Annotated in this window: 20 protein-coding genes; 3 read left to right on the top strand and 17 right to left on the bottom strand. The window is 67.3% G+C overall.

Annotation, left to right across the window (positions count from 1 at the left end):
* Positions 1–22 precede the first annotated feature (22 nt).
* The 14 genes from CON76_RS09820 to gspG all read right to left on the bottom strand — a co-directional run bounded on the left by CON76_RS09820 (position 23) and on the right by gspG (position 12,708).
* Positions 23–241 (bottom strand): DNA gyrase inhibitor YacG, encoded by a 219-nt coding sequence (locus tag CON76_RS09820; protein ID WP_101103179.1) that lies wholly within the window; start codon positions 239–241, stop codon positions 23–25.
* Positions 242–251: 10 nt separating this feature from the next.
* A complete protein-coding gene (gspF, locus tag CON76_RS09815) occupies positions 252–1,487 on the bottom strand; it encodes a type II secretion system inner membrane protein GspF (protein WP_101103178.1) in 1,236 nt (411 codons plus the stop codon).
* A gap of 11 nt (positions 1,488–1,498) precedes the next feature.
* Complete coding sequence (locus tag CON76_RS09810; protein WP_145995405.1) at positions 1,499–2,938, bottom strand: sensor domain-containing diguanylate cyclase; 1,440 nt, start codon at positions 2,936–2,938, stop codon at positions 1,499–1,501.
* A complete protein-coding gene (locus CON76_RS13140) occupies positions 2,926–3,093 on the bottom strand; it encodes a hypothetical protein (protein ID WP_169929028.1) in 168 nt (55 codons plus the stop codon). The genes CON76_RS09810 and CON76_RS13140 overlap by 13 nt, the downstream gene beginning before the upstream one ends.
* A 40-nt stretch (positions 3,094–3,133) precedes the next feature.
* Positions 3,134–4,567, bottom strand: coding sequence for a GspE/PulE family protein (locus CON76_RS09805; protein WP_101103176.1), 1,434 nt, complete (start codon positions 4,565–4,567; stop codon positions 3,134–3,136).
* 9 nt (positions 4,568–4,576) lie between these two features.
* Positions 4,577–6,814, bottom strand: a complete 2,238-nt coding sequence (gene gspD / locus CON76_RS09800) for a type II secretion system secretin GspD (protein WP_101103175.1) — start codon at positions 6,812–6,814, stop codon at positions 4,577–4,579.
* A gap of 8 nt (positions 6,815–6,822) precedes the next feature.
* Complete coding sequence (gspN, locus tag CON76_RS09795) at positions 6,823–7,656, bottom strand: type II secretion system protein N (RefSeq protein ID WP_101103174.1); 834 nt, start codon at positions 7,654–7,656, stop codon at positions 6,823–6,825.
* Positions 7,653–8,150, bottom strand: a complete 498-nt coding sequence (gene gspM, locus CON76_RS09790) for a type II secretion system protein GspM (protein ID WP_101103173.1) — start codon at positions 8,148–8,150, stop codon at positions 7,653–7,655. Before gspM ends, gspN begins: the two co-directional genes overlap by 4 nt.
* Positions 8,147–9,424, bottom strand: a complete 1,278-nt coding sequence (gene gspL / locus CON76_RS09785) for a type II secretion system protein GspL (RefSeq protein WP_101103172.1) — start codon at positions 9,422–9,424, stop codon at positions 8,147–8,149. The genes gspM and gspL overlap by 4 nt, the downstream gene beginning before the upstream one ends.
* Positions 9,425–9,492: 68 nt before the next feature.
* Positions 9,493–10,518: a type II secretion system minor pseudopilin GspK gene (gene gspK, locus CON76_RS09780; RefSeq protein ID WP_101103171.1), complete on the bottom strand. Its 1,026-nt coding sequence runs from the start codon at positions 10,516–10,518 to the stop codon at positions 9,493–9,495.
* Positions 10,515–11,264, bottom strand: a complete 750-nt coding sequence (locus tag CON76_RS09775) for a PulJ/GspJ family protein (RefSeq protein ID WP_101103170.1) — start codon at positions 11,262–11,264, stop codon at positions 10,515–10,517. Before CON76_RS09775 ends, gspK begins: the two co-directional genes overlap by 4 nt.
* On the bottom strand, positions 11,264–11,701 hold the full coding sequence (gspI, locus tag CON76_RS09770) for a type II secretion system minor pseudopilin GspI (protein WP_101103169.1): 438 nt from the start codon (positions 11,699–11,701) through the stop codon (positions 11,264–11,266). Before gspI ends, CON76_RS09775 begins: the two co-directional genes overlap by 1 nt.
* Entirely contained in the window at positions 11,698–12,225 is a 528-nt protein-coding gene (locus tag CON76_RS09765) for a GspH/FimT family pseudopilin (RefSeq protein WP_338063689.1), read from the bottom strand. Before CON76_RS09765 ends, gspI begins: the two co-directional genes overlap by 4 nt.
* Positions 12,226–12,708 carry a type II secretion system major pseudopilin GspG gene (gspG, locus tag CON76_RS09760; protein WP_101103168.1) on the bottom strand — a complete coding sequence of 161 codons (483 nt, stop codon included), beginning with the start codon at positions 12,706–12,708 and terminating at the stop codon, positions 12,226–12,228.
* A 73-nt stretch (positions 12,709–12,781) separates the two neighbouring features.
* Here gspG and CON76_RS09755 point away from each other — a divergent pair, with 73 nt between their 5' ends.
* Entirely contained in the window at positions 12,782–13,234 is a 453-nt protein-coding gene (locus CON76_RS09755; protein WP_145995404.1) for a general secretion pathway protein C, read from the top strand.
* Here CON76_RS09755 and CON76_RS09750 read toward each other — a convergent pair.
* Genes CON76_RS09750 through ilvA form a run of 3 tightly spaced genes read right to left on the bottom strand, consistent with a single transcriptional unit; the run spans position 13,200 to position 16,293 of the window.
* Positions 13,200–13,844, bottom strand: coding sequence for a histidine phosphatase family protein (locus CON76_RS09750; protein ID WP_101103166.1), 645 nt, complete (start codon positions 13,842–13,844; stop codon positions 13,200–13,202). The genes CON76_RS09755 and CON76_RS09750 overlap by 35 nt on opposite strands.
* Before the next feature lie 2 nt (positions 13,845–13,846).
* Positions 13,847–14,695, bottom strand: a complete 849-nt coding sequence (locus CON76_RS09745) for an adenosylcobinamide-GDP ribazoletransferase (protein ID WP_101103165.1) — start codon at positions 14,693–14,695, stop codon at positions 13,847–13,849.
* Between the two features lie 8 nt (positions 14,696–14,703).
* Entirely contained in the window at positions 14,704–16,293 is a 1,590-nt protein-coding gene (ilvA, locus tag CON76_RS09740; RefSeq protein WP_101103164.1) for a threonine ammonia-lyase, biosynthetic, read from the bottom strand.
* Positions 16,294–16,531: 238 nt separating this feature from the next.
* On the opposite strand from ilvA, the gene CON76_RS09735 reads away from it, so the two are divergent.
* Complete coding sequence (locus CON76_RS09735; protein ID WP_101103163.1) at positions 16,532–16,981, top strand: OsmC family protein; 450 nt, start codon at positions 16,532–16,534, stop codon at positions 16,979–16,981.
* A gap of 342 nt (positions 16,982–17,323) precedes the next feature.
* Positions 17,324–17,512, top strand: coding sequence for a hypothetical protein (locus CON76_RS09725; RefSeq protein WP_101103161.1), 189 nt, complete (start codon positions 17,324–17,326; stop codon positions 17,510–17,512).
* The last annotated feature ends 11 nt before the right edge of the window (positions 17,513–17,523 follow it).

The following is a 17,523-nucleotide window of genomic DNA, read 5'->3' as shown; positions in this document are numbered from 1 at the left end:
CTGCACTGGCGGTGCTCGGTTTTCAATGGCGCCAGCTGTCTTCGGGTGGTGCCGCATCGAACGTGGGGGCGGTGGGGACGCGGAAGTCCTCACTGGCCCACGCGCCCAGATCGTGGGTCTTGCAACGCTCGCTGCAAAAGGGCCGGTAGCGGTTGCTGGGGGCGTACAGGCTGGGGCCGCCACAGGCGGGGCAGGTCACGGTTTTGGCTTGAAAGGCGGGGGCTGCGGTGGGCGTGTTCATGGTTGGGTGATTATTTCACCAGCTGGTTGAGCTGGATGATGGGCATGAGCACGGCCAGCACAATCAGCATCACCACCAGGCCCATGCCGACGATGAGCAAAGGTTCCAGCAGCGTGGCCAAACGCAGGGCGCGGCGTTGCACCTCGCCGCTGAGTTGTTGCGCCGCGCGTTGCAGCATGACGGGCAGTTGGCCGGTTTGTTCGCCCAGCCGCGCAAACATGGGCAGCAGGCCCGGAAAGCGTTGGTGGGCCGCCAGCGCCGAGGCCAGCGGCGCACCTTCGCGCACCCGCACCAGCGCGTCCAGCGCATCGGCACGCAAGGCGCGGTTGTGCAGCGTGTCGGCGGCGGTTTGCAGCGCGCGCAGGATGGGCACCCCCGCACCGGCCAGCATCGACAGGGTGGCGGCAAAGCGCGCCGCGTTGTAGCCACAGGCCAGCCGCCCGACCACGGGCAGGCGCAGCCAAGCCGCGTCCATGCGGCCGCGCAGGGTGGCGTGCTTGCGCGCCTGCACCACGCCTGCGCCCAGCCCGGCCAGCAGCAGCGCCATGAGCCAGCCCCAGTGGCGCACAAAGTCGCTGGCGGCCAGCATCACGGTGGTCAGCAGCGGCAGAGCGCGTTTGCTGCCGATGAAGACGTTGGCCACTTGTGGCACCACGTAGGTCATCAGGAACACCACGATGACGGTGGCAAACACGGTGACGATGGCCGGGTACAGCGCGGCGGAGATAAGTTTGCCGCGCAGCAGTTCGCTGTCTTCCAGGTCGGTGGCCAGGCGCTCCAGCACGGTGCCGAGCTGGCCGCCTTGTTCCCCAGCGGCGATGACGGCGATGTAGCTGGCATCAAATTCGCGCGGGTGTTGCGCCAGCGCGCTGGCAAAGGGGGCACCGGCGTTGACTTCGGCGCGCAAGGTGGCCACCAAGCGTTGCTGGGCCGGGGTTTCGGCCTCATCAGCCAGCGCACTCAGGGCCCGCTCCAAGGGCAGGCCCGCGCTGACCAGGCCCGCCAGTTGGCGCGTCCACACCGCCAGCGCGCTGGTGGGGAAGGTGCGACGTTGCCACACGGTGCGGTTCAGACCGGTGCCGTGGCCGTTGGTGGGGTGGGTGCTGTCGATGGCGCTGGCCACATTCAGCGGGATCAGGCCCCGCTGGCGCAGCTGGGTGCGGGCGGCGCGCACCGTGTCGGCTTCGAGCAGGCCGCGTTGCGCTCGGCCTTCGGCATCAACGGCTTCGTAGGTGTAGGCGGGCATGGGGGGATGGGTTACGAGGTGGCCGGCGGTGCTTCAGGCGTGCGGTCGGCATCCGAAAACAGGTGCACTTGGCCCCGGCCTGCAGCCTTGGCCGCGTACATGGCAGCGTCGGCGTGGTCCAGCACATCGTTGGCCGAGGCGCTGTCGTCGCTGAAGAGCGCCACGCCCGCACTGGCGGTGCAATGGTGGGTGACGGTGGTGGCCGCGTGGTCGCTGCCCAAGGGCAGGGTGTAAGGTTGGGCCAAGGTGGCGATGGTGCGTTGTGCCAGCATGTGGGCTTGTGCGGTGGCTGGTGCCAGATCCGGGCCCAAGCCGTGGAGCAACAGCACAAACTCGTCGCCGCCCAAGCGGGCCACGGTGTCGGCGGCGCGGGTGTGTTGGTGCAGGCGCTGTGCCACCTGTACCAGCAACAGGTCGCCGGTGGCGTGGCCGTGGCGGTCGTTGAGGGGTTTGAAGTTGTCCAAGTCCAGAAACACCAGCGCGCTGTGCCCGTGGCTGCGGCCGTTGGCGTGCTGGGCTTGTGTGATGCGGTCGAGCAACAGACGGCGGTTGGGCAGGCCCGTCAGGGCATCGTGAAAGGCCAGATGCTCGATGCGCTCTTCCATCTCTTTGCGTTCGGTGATGTCGGTGAAGAAGTTCAGCGCCGCGTGCTGGCCGTGCCATTCCAGGGCCACACCGCTGACTTCAAACCAGCGGGTGATGTGCTCGGGCGTGGTCAGTACCCGTGCGGCATACGTCATGCCGTTGACCACGCCTTGCAGGCGCCGGTGGTGGTTGTCGCGCACCCTGTCGCGGTCGTCGGGGTGGATGAAGGCGGTGATGGGTTGGTGCAGCAGGGCTGCGGGTGGGTGTCCAAACAGGGCCGCACCTTGAGTGTTGATGAATTCGATGTGGCCGTTGGCAATCACGCAGATGCCCTCGTTGGCCGATTCGACCAGCAGGCGGTAGCGCGCCTCGCTGGCGGCCAGGGCGTGCTCGCTGCGCTCTTGCACCATCAGCAGGGTGCCGGTGGACAGCAGCAGGATGACCATCAGCACCAGCATGAAGGTCATCACCACGGTGAAGGTGGAGTCGGTGACTTGCCGGGCGGTGTCCCAGCCTGCCAGGGTCACGCCTAGGCGGTACAGCATCAAAGCGCACGTCAGCAGTGCGGCAAAGGCCAGGATGCGGTGCCCACGGCCCGGTGTGACGTGGCGGCGCTGGTGCAGCAGCACCAACATGTGCCCAAACTGGAACAGGCTGACCGCCGATACCAGCAAGCGGCGCAGGGTGTAGTCGCGCAACAGCCACGGCAGGGTCAGTGCGATGACCAGCACGGGCAGCACCAGCAGCCAGCGCGTGGGCGGGCGTTCTTGCAGCCGGTACAACGCCAGCACGTACAGCGCGCAGGCGCTGTGCACCGACACGTTGGCCAGCACCACCGACACCGCGTCCGGAATCAAGCCCCGCACGCTGAACAGCCCGTAGCCCAAGCCATGCAGCAGCAGCCCCCGGCCATGATGACCAGTGCCTGCTGGCGGCGGTAGGTGATGTAGGCAATGGCCAGCGACATGGTCACCGTGGCCACCACCAGCGTCAGCAACAGCGTGGGAATGTGGAGCGTCATGGTGCGCAAGGATACGCCAGCGGGCGTGGCGGCAGCCGCTTCAGTCGCGCGTGACGCGCAGCAGCTCTTCGCGGCTGGTGATGCCCGCTTGCACCAGCCGTTCGCCGTCGTCGCGCATGAGCACCATGCCGCTGGCCAGCGCGGTGGCGCGGATGTCGGCCTCTGCCGCTTGGCGGTGGATGTGGGCACGGATGGCATCGTCGGCCACCAGCAGCTCGAACACGCCAGTGCGGCCCTGGTAGCCGCTGTGGCCGCAGTCGGCACAACCCGCGCCGTGGCAGTGGGGGCAGAGCTTGCGCACCAAGCGTTGCGCCAGCACGCCCAGCAAGGAGCTGCTGAGCAAGAAGGGTTCGATGCCCATGTCGGTCAGGCGTGTGACGGCGCTGGTGGCATCGTTGGTGTGCAGCGTGGCCAACACCAAGTGGCCGGTCAGGCTGGCCTGGATGGCGATCTGGGCGGTTTCGAAGTCGCGGATTTCCCCGATCATGATCACATCGGGGTCTTGCCGCAGCAGCGCGCGCAGGGCCTTGGCAAAGGTGAGTTCAATTTTGGCGTTGACTTGGGTCTGGCCCACACCGGGCAGTTCGTACTCGATGGGGTCTTCCACCGTCATGATGTTGAGCCGCTGCGCGTCCAGCCGTTGCAGCGCCGCGTACAGCGTGGTGGTCTTGCCCGAGCCGGTGGGGCCGGTGACGAGGATGATGCCGTGCGGCTGGTGGATCAGCGCATCGAGTTGTTGCAGCACGTGGCCTTGCATGCCCACGGCTTCCAGCGTGAGTTTGCTGCCGGATTTGTCCAGCAGGCGCAGCACGGCGCGTTCGCCGTGGGCGCTGGGCAGGGTGGAGACGCGCACGTCGATGGCGCGGGTGCCCAGGCGCAGGCTGATGCGGCCATCTTGCGGCAGGCGTTTTTCGGAGATGTCGAGTTCCGCCATGATTTTGAGGCGGCTGATGAGCGCGGCGTGCAGGGCGCGGTTGGGTTGCACCACCTCGCGCAAGGTGCCATCGACGCGAAAGCGCACGCTGGAGTGGCGCTCATAAGGTTCGATGTGGATGTCGCTGGCCCCATCGCGTGCGGCTTGCGTCAGCAGCGCGTTGAGCATGCGGATGATGGGCGCGTCGTCGGCGGTTTCGAGCAAATCTTCGATGGCGGGCAGCTCTTGCATCATGCGGCTGAGGTCGGCATCGGATTCGACCTCGCTGACCACGGCGGCGGCACTGGCATCGCCTTGGTTGGCGTAGGCGGCGCTGATGCGCTGGGCCAGCAGGCTTGCGTCTTCGACTTGCAACTGGCATGGGCCGTAGCGGCGTTGCACTTCAGCGATGGCGCTGAGCAGGGTGGTGCGTTGGGCGGCGGTGTCCGTTGCCGCAGGAGCCACAGCGGGCACCCACAGCACCACGTCGCCGTGCAGCCGCTCCAGCAGCAAACGGTGTTCGCGGGCGTAGGCGTAGGGCAGGGGGTGGGCGGTGCTCATGGTGGGGCGTTACAGGGCGCTGGGGCTGGCCGGTGCCGGAGTGGACGCTGGTGTTGTGAGCACAGGCTGGGGTGTGGCGCTGGCCGGTGTTGCGTCGGCGGGTGCGGCCTGTTGCACCAGCCCCGACAGCGGTGTCCGGCGGCCGCTCAAGTCCAGTTCGGGCAGTGCGGGGGCTTCGTTGATGCCCAGCACGTTGCTGGGTTTGGGTTGTTGCTGGATCTGGGCTGCGCGCATCAGTTCGTAGCGGTCCTGGGCCAGGCTGTCGCTTTGGCGGATGTCGCGGATGACGACCGGGCGCAGGAACACCATCAGGTTGGTTTTCTTGCGGTTGCGTCGCTCGCTTTTGAACAGGTTGCCCAGCACGGGCAGGTCGCCCAGCAGGGGCACCTTGTCCTCGTTGCCACCGTATTCGTCCGACAGCAGGCCGCCCAGCACCACGATGTTGCCGTCGTCCACCAGCACGCTCGATTCGATGGAGCGTTTGTTGGTGGTGGGGCCGTTGGGGTCTTTCAGGGTGGAGCTCAGCACGCTGCTGACTTCCTGAAAGATGTTCATCTTGACGGTGCCGTTTTCGCTGATCTGTGGTTTGACGCGCAGCGTCAGGCCCACGTCTTTGCGCTCGACGGTCTGGAAGGGGTTGACCGCACCGTTGGCCGAGTTGTTGTTGGTGTACTGGCCGGTGACGAACGGCACGTTCTGCCCGATCACGATCTTGGCTTCCTCGTTGTCCAGCGTCAGCAGGTTGGGGGTGGACAAGATGTTGCCCTCGCCGTTTTGCTCGATGAAGCGCGCCAGAAAGCTCAGCACATAGGTGCCGTTGGTGCGCTGTGCCGCGCCGATGTTGAGGCCCGCCGAGGGCAGCGCCGCGCCGGTGGCCACGTTGAGGATGTTGGCTGCCGCGCTGGTGCTGAAGTTGGTGCCCAGCAGCCCGACCACGCCATCGCCCGCGCGGCCCAGCGCGCCTTGCCATTGCACGCCGAACTCGGCGGCTTTGTCCGCATTGACTTCGGCGATCAGGCTTTCGACGTACACCTGCGCACGGCGCATATCGAGTTTGTCGATCACGGCACGCAGTTGGCGGTACTGCGGTTCCGGCGCGCTGATGATGAGGGCGTTGGTGGCCGGGTCGGCCTGGATTTGTCCACCCACCGAGGGGGCGGCACTGGGGGCCACGGCGGCGCTGGCCGCGTTACCGGTGGTGCGCGGTGTGGCAGCCGTGGTGGTGCCGCTGGTCGCTCCGGCGGGGCTGTTGCCGCTGCTTGCGCTGGCGTTGTCAGCGGCCAAGGCAGCGCGCAAGGTAGTGGCCAGTTGCACGGCATCGGCGTTCTTGAGGTACACCACGTGGATGTTGCCGTTGGCCCCGGTGCTGTTGGGTCGATCGAGCTTGCTCACCAGCGAGCGCACCAGTGCCACCCGCGCCGGGTTGGCGGCGCGCAGGATCAGCGCGTTGCTGCGCGGCTCGGGCAACAGCACGGTCTTGAACGAGGTGTCGGCGCCACCCGCTGCGCCCGTGGCGGCGCCGCTGGCCGCGCCGCTGCCGTCGATCAGGCGCTGCACCAGCGGTGCCAGGTCGTTGGCCAGCGCGTGTTGCAGCGGAATCACTTCCACGTCGCTGGCGTTGGACACGTCCAACGCGGCCACGATGCGGCCCAGGCGGCGCAGGTTGTCGGCGTAGTCGGTGATGACCAGCGCGTTGGTGCCCGGGTTGACGTTGATGGTGTTGTTAGGGCTGATGAGTGGGCGCAGCACCGGCACCAGGTTGTTGGCGTTTTCGTGGTTGAGCCGGAAGATCTGCGTCACGATCTGGCCGCCGCTGGCACTGGCCTTGTCGTTCAGTACCGTGGGGCTTTGCAACTTGGCTTCGGCCTCGGGCACCACCTTGTACAGGCCTTCGGCTTCGACCAGCGCAAAGCCGCGCAGGCGCAGTGCGGCCATGAACTGGTTGAGCGCCGCGTGGGGGGGCAGGGGTTTGTCGGTGCTCAGGCTGATGGTGCCCTTGACGCGCGGATCGACCACCACTTGACGGCCCACCAATTGGCCCAGCGTCTGTGCCACGGCTTCGATCTCGGCATTGACGAAGTTGAGCGTGATGGGCTCGCCGGGGCGCACGGTGGGGGCGCTGTTGGCGGCGGGTGGGGTTTGTGCTTGGGCCGACAAGCTGTTTAAGGAAAGACCGCCACACAGCGCGGCCAGCAGCAGGCCGCTCCAGAGCGGGCGTTGGACAAAAGGAGGCGTAGCGTGGCGCATGAAAAAATCTATCCGAGGCTGATGTGGGCGCGCACGCCATCGCGGCGGCCCAGCAGGTTCAACAGGTTGGAGACTGCGCCCACGCTGGCGGGGCTGGCCTGGGCGGTGCCCCGGAAGCGGAACCGGGCGCCGCTCCACTGGCCTTCGCCTTGCAGTGCGAGTTCGCCGTGCAGGGTGTGCAGTTGCAGCGCGGGCATGGGCTGGCCGGGGCGGGTGCTAAGCGAGAGGCGGTAGCTGCCCAGCGGTTGCAGGGTGGACAGCGGGGAGGTCACGTCCAGCGCGTCCAGCGTCAGGCCACCCAACCATTGCAGCCGCCCTTGCGCCCAGTGCAGTTGCAGGCCGGGGGTGTCCAGCACCAGCTGGCCTTGCAGCCCGATGGTGTTCCAGGGTGTGCCCAGCCCGGCGAGCCAGCCAGCGGGCCATTGGCTGCGGTGGGCGTCCAGGCGCACACCGGAGCCGCCCCAGCCCGCGTAGAGTTGCCATTGCATCGGCTGTGCCATGCAGCACGGCGCCGTCAGGTGCAGGCGCAGCACGGGCGCACCTTCGGCCCAGCCGGGCCGCAGTTGCCATTGGATGCCCTGCGGCAGTGCCAGTTCGGCCCGGCTGCCGTGGCCACCGCGCAGCAGCACATCGGCCTGACCGTGCCACAGACTGCCCTGTGCGTTGCGCAGTTGCACCTGGCCCTGGCTGGCCTGTTGCACCCATTGCGCGGCCCAGCGGGCGGGTGCAAACACCACGCTGCCCAGCAGCAGCCCGGCGCTTGCCGCTGCCCAGCCGCGCCAGTGTGGCCTACCAGAGTTGTGACCAGCCCCGGCGGGGTGATTGCGTGACCAGTGCTTCATGGCGCTTGCAGCCCCGGCCCGCCCAGCACCAGTGTGCCGCTCCAGTGCTGGTCACCGCTGCGGGTCAGGCTGGCGCTGGTGACAGGCAGCTGGGCGTTGAGGCGCACCTGCTGCAGCCATTGCGCCACGGCCGGTGCTGGCGCGTTCTGCAGCGTAACCTGTACCGATTCGGCGCTGGGTGCGATGCGGGCTTGCGTGCCCAGGTGCTGTTGGGTGGCGGTTTCCAGCGCACGCAGCCGTTCCGCGTGGGGCAGGGCGCTGCGACCGGTCTGGCCTTGCAATGCCCGTGCCTGGGCGGCCAGCGCCTGCATGGCGTTGAGCTGCTGTTGCGCCGCCGCGCGTTGTGCGGGTGCGTCGCGCAGGGTGCGCCAGGCGGGCGCCACGCCCAGCTGCCACAGCAGCGCCGTGCCCACCACCAGCCCTGCTACCACCAGGGCGTACCGCTCGCGCGCTGGCCGCGCGCGCCAAAACTGTTGCAGGGCGGTGCGGTTCATGGCATGGCTCCGGCGGGGCGCAGTTGCATGTCGGGCCCCTGCAGGGTGGCGTGCCAGCCGTGCTGGGCCAGCCGCGCCTGGATGGCGCTGGCCTGGTCGGGCGGCAGTTGCACGCCGCTCAGGGTGGTGCGTTCGGGGGTGAAGTCGAGTTGCTGGTAGCGCCACGGCGTGTCTTGCTGGCTGTGGCCGATGGCTTGCAGCAGGCTTTCCAGGTCGCGCCCGGTGGTGTCGCCCTGGCGCTCGCGCAGCTGGTCGAGTTCGCGCTGCATTTGCCATGGGGCATCCAGCACCAGCGTCACGTGCGGGAAGGTCTGGGTCAGCGTCTGTTGCACGGCCCGTTGCTGCTGGCGCAAGGCCTGGCGCTCTTGCCAGGCGCTCAGGTTGAGGCCGACCAGTTGCACCACGGCCAGGCTGGCCAGGCCCCAGCGCGCCACGCGCCAGGCGGGATCCTGCCACAGCTGGCGCAGCGTGCGCTGGGCCCATTGGCGCCGCCGTGTGGGGGCCGAGAGCTTGAAGTCGAACTGGGCCAGGTTCCAGTCGCTGCGGGCGGCGCGCAGCCAGCTGGCGGCCACGGGTTCGGCGTGCCAACGCAGTTCTGGCCAGGCGTGTTCGGCCAGGCCGGTGCTGGCGTTGTCGGCGCAGGCGTGCAGCTCGTCGGGCCAGGGCGTGCTGGTGTGGGTGGGCAGTGGCCAGGGAGTCAGACCGCGCAGCAAGGCTGCTGGAGGGGCGCCGGGGTGTGGGTCGGCGTTGCGTGGCCAGGCCAGCGTCACCACGCCGTGCGGGCCGCACAGGTGCCAGTGGGTGTGGTCGCTGGTGGGGTCGGCGTAGACGCCCAGTTGGGATAGCTCTTGCGGCGCCGCCGCTGGCACGATGCGGCTGACGGGGCACTGCGCCTGTTCCAGCGCCTGCAGGCAACGCTGCAGCCACGCCCGCTGGCACGCTGCCACCCAGACCGGGGCGCTGCTGCCCGCCACCGCACCGGGGGCCAGTGCCACGTGCAGCTGTTCCGGTTCGTCCAGCAGCTGCTCTTCCAGCAGCCCGGCCAGCACGGCGGGCAGGCGGGCGGTGTTGACCTTGGGCACCATCACCTGGTGGTACGACAGCTGCTGCACCGGCACCACCAGCACCCGTTCGGCATCGGTGGGCCAGCTGCCGGTGGCGGCGTGCTGGCCCTGCGCGTCGGGCGTCAGGCCGTCGGAGGATTGCACCCAATGCCACAGCAGGGGCGCATCGGCAGCCATAGGAAAAGGGGAGGCGGGAATCAGCAGCAGCACAGCGGTGGTTTCAATGTCAGAAATGGCCGGTGCAAAAAACGAACAACATCAGGTGCCCAAACCGCGCATCATTCTAGCGATGACGCTGGAATGACTGGTGGCGCGATTGACCTGTGCCCCGCGTGGCCCGGCACCGCTGCCCGTTGCCGCCACAGCACCCGGACTTCGGTGCCGTTGCGCACCACGGTGGAGCTTTCGGCGGTGACGCTGTCGTCCAGCCGCAGCTGGCCCAGGATCTCGAAGTAGCGGCTGCTGGTGCTGTGCTGCTGCGGGTTGATGGCATTGGCGCCCAGGCCCTGCACCTGGCTGGCGGCATCGGCGACGCTGGCAAAGTGGCTGCGCTGGCGTTGCGTGACCAGTTGCTGCGCCTGTGCCAAGTCCAGCCCCGGTATGGTGGCATGCAGCGCCAGCGCGCTGGCGGTGTTGAGGTTGAGCGGGGTGCGCTCCGGCAGCCAGGTGGCGTACGGGGCCAGCGTGCGCGCGCTGTGTGTCGACATCCCCAGCCAACCCACTTGCGCCCAGCCTTGTGGCAGCAGGGGTGCGGTGCTGGCGGCGTCCTGCGCGGGTTCCAGTGCCAGGCGCAGGCGTTGTGCCACGGCGCTGAGTTCGCTTTCTGGCAGCCCCAGCGTGCGGTACAGCCGTTGCCAGGCTCGCCAGTCGGGTTCCGACAGTGTGTTGCCGCTGGCCACCAGGTTGCGCAGGTTCAGGCGGCCTTGCAGGTCGTGGATTTCGCCGGACAAAAAGGCTTGCAGCGCCACGTCGTTGGTTTCACTGGCACTGTCGTTGTTGCCCGCCAGAAAGGTGGAGAGCTGGCTTTCTTGCAACGGTACCGCCCACGGTTCGGCCAGATGGTCGGTGCTGCTGGCGCGTGCGTCCTGGCGCAGGATCAGCCGGCCCCAGTCCAGCGCCCCGGTCAGTACCCAGGCGGTCTGGCTGCGCTGCTGTTCGGCCGCTTCCACCGCCCAAGCCCGCCATTGTTGCCAGAAGGCGGCGGCGCTCAGGCTGGCCACCAGCGCCACGATCAGCATGGCCAGCAGCAGGGCGGCGCCGCGCTGGCGTGGTGGGGTGGCGGGTGCGTGCGGGTGGGGCTTCATTGCGCTTTGCCCCCGCCGGTCTGGGGCCGCACCCAGTCCACCGTCAGGGTGCCGCTGGGGCTGGTGGTGTCGGGCAGGGTGAGTTGCAGGCGGATGCCATCGGGTGGTGTTGCCACCGTACGCGGGGTGCCTGTGGCTTCGCCGGGCGTGGTGGCGCTGGTGCCCGCATCGGCGCTGGATTGCGGGTTGCTCCAGCTGCCGCCCCGGTGGTAGAACAGTTGCCATGCGGCCACGGGGGTCAGCAGCCATTGGCGTTCTTGCGCGGTGTTGCTGCCGCCGGGGTTCTCAGCCCATTGTGCGGCCTGCTGCCAGGCGCGTTCCAGTTCTTGGCGCTGGCGCAGCGGGGGCGACATCCAGCGCGCCCAGCGCAGGCCGTTGCCCGCTTCAGCGTCGGGTTGCAGCGCCCAGGCCACCACGTGCAGGCCGTTGTCGGCTTCGGTGGCACTGGCCGGGGCGCGCCGCGTCAGGCGCAGCACGCGGCCATTGAAATCCACCGCAGTTTGCAGGTTGGTCTCCTGCAGCGCGTCCAGGTCGGTCTGCCACTGGGCCAGCGCCACTTGCCATTGCTGCGAGCTGTCGGCGTGTTCCTGCGTTTGTTGCTGGGTGCGGGTCATGCCGTCCAGCACGCGCCAGCTCAGCGTTGTGAGTACCGCCATCAGCGCCAGCGCCACCAGCAGCTCGATCAGCGTCAGGCCGCGCAGGGCAGTGCGTGCCAGCGGGTGGGTGGGGCGTCGGCGGCGTGCCATCAATACCGCCCCACCACGGTGGACAGTTGCAGCAGCAGCCGACGGCCATCGTCGCTGTCGGCACCGGTGTGGACTTGCGTCACCACGCGCCTAAAACTGGGGTTGGGCGTGGGCGACACGTCCTGCACCACCTCCAGCGTGTGTCCGGCCTGTTCGCAGTTGCTGCTGTTGCGCCCAATGGGGGGCATCTGCGTGGCCAGCCGCACTTGCACCAGGGCGTTGTCGGCGCACAGCTGGGCCAGCCATTGCAGGCGCTGGCGTTCGGCGTGGCGCGTCAGCGCACCGGTGGCTTGCAGTCCGGCGGTCAGGGTGATGCCGACGATGGCCAGCGCCACCAGCACTTCAATCAGGGTGAAGCCTTGCTGTGCCGGTACCGGTGCTGTTGGTGCGAGCGGGCTGGCACAAGTGTCCCGTGTTGGGGTGCTGGCCGTCGTCATGGCGTGTTGGCGCTGGCGGGCGTGTCACCGCCACCCACCGCAAAGGGCGAAAACCCGTCGCTGTGGACCAGCACCGAGCGCCCGTTCAGTCGCAGCCGCACCGTCTGGGCGGGCAGCAAGGGCTCTGGCCCCAGCAGCAGTTGCGGGGCGTTGGCGGGGCGCACCACGTCCACTTGCAAATCCGGATTGGGCCAGTGCCGTGGCGCCTGCAAGCTGGGATCGTTGGCCAGGGGCTGACCGTTGGCATCGACAAACTCAAAGCCCTGCGCGGTGCTGCGCCAATGCAGCGTGATGCCTGTGGCGCGCGACTGTGCCCGTGCCGCTTCCAGCAGGCTGCTCAGGCGTAAGGCTTCGCGCTCCAGCACATCGTGTTCGGTGTCGTGCAACGCCAGCCCGACGCCGCTGCTGGCCACGGCCAGGATCAGCAGCACCACCAGCAGCTCAATCAGCGTAAAGCCGCGTGCTGCCCGGTGATGCGCCCCTGCGTGTGGTTGGCGTGGCCACCGACTTGGGTGCAGCCGCAATTATTGCCAGCTCCCGACATCGGCGGCATCGCCTTCGCCGCCCGGCTGGCCATCGGCGCCCAGTGACAGCACATCCACCGGGCCATGCACGCCCGGATTGAGGTATTGGTACGGACGGCCCCAGGGGTCGGTGGGCAGCTTGTCCAGGTAGGGCCGCCACTTCAGCGGTTGCGGCCCGCTGGTGGGCTGTGTCACCAGAGCTTGCAGGCCTTGTTCGGTGCTGGGGTAGCGTTGGTTGTCGAGCCGGTACAGCTTGAGCGCCTGCATCAGGTTGTTGACATCGGTGCGGGCCGCGGTGGTACGTGCCTCGTCGGCGCGGTCGAGCACGTTGGGTACGATCAGCGCCGCCAGGGTGCCAATGATGACCAGAATCACCATCAGCTCGATCAGGGTAAAGCCGCGCTGGCGCGGGGTGCTGCCAGCCAGGCGGCGCCGCGGCCGCGAACGGGGCAGGTCGGGAAGGGAAAAGTAGGTCAAGCGCATGGGCGGCTATCATACGATCACGCCGTGCCGGCGCCGGCCTGTGTGTGCTGGCGGCGCTTTCTTTTTGATCACCATGCCAACTGTTGTCGCCCGCCGTTTGCCAGCGCCCCCTACGTGGGGGGCGATGCTGCTGTGGTTGGGCGTGGGCTTGTCGCTGGCGCACTGGGGCTGGCGCTGGTGGGGCCAGACCCCGCCCGAGCCGGTGCCGCTGGTGGCGGCGCAGCGCTTGGCGGTGGAGACCGATGGGGTGGCGCGCGGCCTGGGGGTATCTTCCACCGCCACGCTGGCGACCGCGCCCGCCGCTACGGCATCCAACCATGTGCTGCTGGGCGTGGTGCGTGACCGCAACGGCGCTGGTCTGGCCCTGATCGCCACCAACGGCCAACCCGCTAAGGCCTACCGCGTTGGCGCTGTTGTGGCCGATGGCGTATGGTTGGGCGCCTTGGGTGCGCGCGACGCCACATTGGTAGCGCAGCCCGGCGGCCCCGCCGTCACGCGCCTGAGCCTGCCGCCCCTGCCACGTTGAAGTGCAACACCGTCCACTCGCCATAGCCGGGTGCGTCGGCGGGCCAGTCCTGTGCGCTGGCGGGGCAGGTGATGCCCTGGTGACATAGCCGCATGGCACGGATCACGCCGGCGTGCGTCAGCCAGATGGCGCGGGTGTGGCCCTGTGCGTGGCACTGTTGCAGCGCGTGTTGCCACGCCTGCCCCACGCGGGCCATGAAATGCGCCACGCTGTCGCCACCGCCCACGCGGTGGTGGGCAAAGTCGGCCATCCACGGTGCAAAGGCATCGGCACCCAATTCGGCCCAAGCGCGGCCTTCCCAAGTGCCAAAGTCCATCTCGGCCAGCCGTGCGTCGGTGTGCCAGTGCAGGGTGTGGCCCGATGCGGCGTGCAGGGCCTGCGCCAGGGTTTGTGCCCGTTGCAGTGGCGAGGCCCACACCTGCCACGGGATGTGTTCGGTGGTGTTGCCCGATGCGCTTTGGGCGTTGAGCGCCCGCCACAAGCGGGCGGCGCTCTGTGCGGTATGTTCCGCATCGGCGGCCACGTCGGTGCTGCCGTAGCAGATGCCGGGGGCGATCACAGGCCGTGCGTGCCGCACCAGCCACAGTTCGAGTTCAGCGGGCGGCGGCACTATCAGCCCAGTGCCAGGGCCACGCCCAGGTAGAAGCCGATTTCGCTCATTTGCTGCACCGCACCCAGCCCATCGCCGGTAAAGCCCTGCAAGCGGCGCTGCAAGCGCCAATGCACCAGCGCCCAGCCTGCGCCCGAGCCCAGCAAACCACTGGCCAGCACCTCGGGCCAGCGTTCGCCTTGCACCAAGCCGCCGAGCCAATGGGGTGGCAAGGCCGACAGTGCCCACCACGCCAGCGCCACGGCGGCGGCGCACCATGCCAGTGCCGTGGCCAACACCGGGCCGGAGATTTGATCCGCCAGCGGTTTGGATTTGCTGCCCGCCACATCCCCCACGTGGGGCAAACCACGTATGGTCAGCAGCGGCCAAGTGCGCGATACCACATGCCCCAGCCACAACGCCAGCACCGCGCTGGCCAGCGACACCTGCCCCAGCAACGCCAGCAGCGCCACCTTGGCCAGCAGCGCCAGCACCAGTGCCATGGCACCAAAAGCGCCGACACGCGAATCTTTCATGATTTCCAGCGCGCGCTCGCGGCTGTAACTGCCGCCCAGGCCATCGCTCAGGTCGGCCAGCCCGTCCTCGTGGAAGCCGCCCGTGACCAGCACTGTGGCCACGGTACTCAACACCGCCGCCACCAGCGTCACCCCCACCGCCGAGGGCAGATGCAGGCACAGCAGCGCGTACACGCCCGCCGCCACGGTGCCCACCACCGCGCCCACGGCCGGAAAGTGCGCCGTGCTGGCGCGCAACATGGCGGGGCTGTAGCCGACCCAAGCCGCCAGCGCGCCCGTGACCGGGATGCGCGTGAAAAACTGCAACGCCAGCAGAAAGTGCTTGAGTCCCTGCATGCGGGCGTTCAGGTCTTGAGGAACAGGCGGTACGCCGGGTTGTGCGTTTCTTCCACCCACGGGTAGTCCAGCGCCGCCAGAAACTCCTGGAATGCCGCATCGTCGCTGGGTGGCACTTGCAACCCCACCAGAATGCGGCCATAGTCCGCGCCCTGGTTGCGGTAGTGGAACAGGCTGATGTTCCAGTTCGGGCGCATCAGGCTCAAAAATTTGAGCAACGCACCGGGGCGCTCGGGGAAGGTAAAGCGCAGCAGGCGCTCATCTTGCGCCAGCGGCGAATGCCCGCCCACCATGTGCCGCAAGTGTTCTTGGGCCAGATCGTCCTGCGTCAAGTCCAGCGTGGCAAAGCCCTGTTGCTCGAAGCTGGTGGCGATCTTGGTGCTTTCGCCCCTGCCGTGTGTGGTCAGGCCAATGAACACGTGCGCCAGTTGCGCTTGGCTGATGCGGTAGTTGAATTCGGTGACGCTGCGCGCGCCCCCGGCCAGGTTGGCGATCGTTTCCAGAAAACGCCTAAAGCTGCCGCGTTCCTCGGGCAGCGTCACGGCAAACAGGGCTTCGCGTTCTTCGCCCACTTCGGCGCGTTCGGCCACAAAGCGCAGGCGGTCAAAGTTCATGTTGGCGCCGCACAGGATGGCGGCGTAGGTCTCGCCCTTGGTTTTGTGCGTGGCCACATACTGCTTGATGGCCGCCACCGCCATCGCTCCGGCGGGTTCCACAATGCTGCGGGTATCGACAAACACGTCCTTGATAGCGGCGCACACCGCGTCGGTGTCCACGGCCATGAAGTCGTCCACCAACTCCTGGCTGATGCGGAAAGTTTCTTCGCCCACCAACTTCACTGCGGTGCCATCGCTGAACAGGCCCACGTCGGGCAGCGTGACACGCTCACCCGCTGCCACCGATTGCATCATGGCATCGGAGTCTTTCATCTGCACACCAATGACCTTGATCTCGGGGCGCACGGCCTTGATGTAATTGGCCACGCCCGCAATTAGGCCACCACCGCCAATCGCCACAAACACCGCGTCCAGCCTATCGGAGCCCAGGCGTTGCAGTTGGCGCAAAATTTCCATCGCAATCGTGCCCTGGCCTGCAATCACGTACGGGTCGTCGAACGGGTGGACGAAGGTCAGGCCTTGTTCCTGTTCCAGCTTGAGCGAATGGGCGTAAGCGTCGGAATAGCTCTCACCAAACAGCACCACTTCGCCGCCAAAGCTCTTGACGGCATCAATCTTGAGCTGCGGCGTGGTGGTGGGCATCACAATCACGGCCCGCGTGCCCAGCTTGCGCGCGCCCAGCGACACGCCCTGTGCGTGGTTGCCCGCCGAGGCGCAAATCACGCCTTTGGCCAGTTGTTCGGGGGTCAGGTGTGCCAGCTTGTTGTACGCACCGCGCAGCTTGAAGCTGAACACGGGCTGCTGGTCCTCGCGCTTGAGCAGGATTTTGTTGTGCAGGCGCTGGCTGAGGTGGCGCGCCGGTTGCAGGTCGGACTCGATGGCCACGTCGTACACGCGGGCGGTCAGGACTTTCTTCAGGTAATCGGCGGGGGTGATGGGGGCCGACGCGTCGGCGTGGCAAGAGGGCGTGTGGCGTGACATGGGCAAATGGTACAGCCTACCGGCAACAGTACCGGCAAAAAAAAGCCCGGACACATAAACTGGTCCGGGCATATAACCACCCATAGAGGGCAGAGGAGACAACTGGCAACGCTGGAAAACTCCAGCCTGCAATGCAAGGGGGCAAGAACCGTTACAGTAACCCGCTTGCATGCAATGACGTTAGTATAAACCCTGATTTGTTGCGTTGCAACATGATTTTGTGTAACAAGGATTTGCGATGGAATGTACCGTGACCTGGACCGGCGCTGCCGGTACCCGCTCCCACATGGGTTTTGTGGCCGAAACCGGCAGCGGCCACACCCTGACGATGGACGGCGCGCCCGATGCGGCCAAACCCGAAAACGGCGGCGCCAACCTGGCCCCGCGCCCGATGGAAACCGTGCTGGCAGGCACCGGCGGCTGCACCGCCTACGACGTGGTGCTGATCCTCAAGCGTGGCCGCCACGACGTGCGCGGCTGCAGCGTCAAGCTCACCAGCGAACGCGCCGACACCGACCCCAAGGTGTTCACGAAAATCCACATGCACTTTACCGTCACCGGCAAGGGCATCCCTGCGGCAGCGGTGGAGCGCGCCATTGCCATGAGCCACGACAAATACTGCTCGGCCAGCATCATGCTGGGCAAAACCGCCGACATCACCACCAGTTTTGATTTGATCGAAGCTTGAGCGCACAGTCTGCGCTGCGTACAATGGGGAGTATCAATTGTCTGATACCTCCCCATGAATTTCCGAGTTTCTGACGTGCCGACGTGCCGACGTGCCGACGTGCCGACGTGCCGACGTGCCGACGTGCCGACGTGCCGACGTGCCGACGTGCCGACGTGCCGACGTGCCGACGTGCCGACGTGCCGACGTGCCGTAGCTTGCACAAAAGTTCCGAAAAAACCGTCTTTTAAAAGCGTGTGGCCCAGTTTTCGAGCGCGGAAGCTGGGTTTTTTGTTGCCTTGCACGGGGCCTGCACAGTGCAACTGCTGTGAACGACCATAACCTGCAAAACAAGGAGACAAAATGACCATCATTCAACGCTTGATGTTCACCATTGGCCTGCTGTCCATCATGATGGTGGGCATGGCGGTGTGGAATTACATCCAGTTGAACCACGTCGTGGTGTTGGCCGACAAAGCCGAGTCGGTGCGGGTGCCGCAGTTGCGCGCTATGGCGGCGGTGGAGCTCAATGTCACGCGGGTTTCACTGTAACTGCGCCATAG

Source organism: Macromonas bipunctata (assembly GCF_002837135.1).
In the GTDB taxonomy this organism is placed as follows: Bacteria; Pseudomonadota; Gammaproteobacteria; order Burkholderiales; family Burkholderiaceae_C; genus Macromonas_A; species Macromonas_A bipunctata.
Note: the sequence above shows the minus strand (reverse complement) of the source record. Positions and strands in the feature narration are given on the sequence as shown.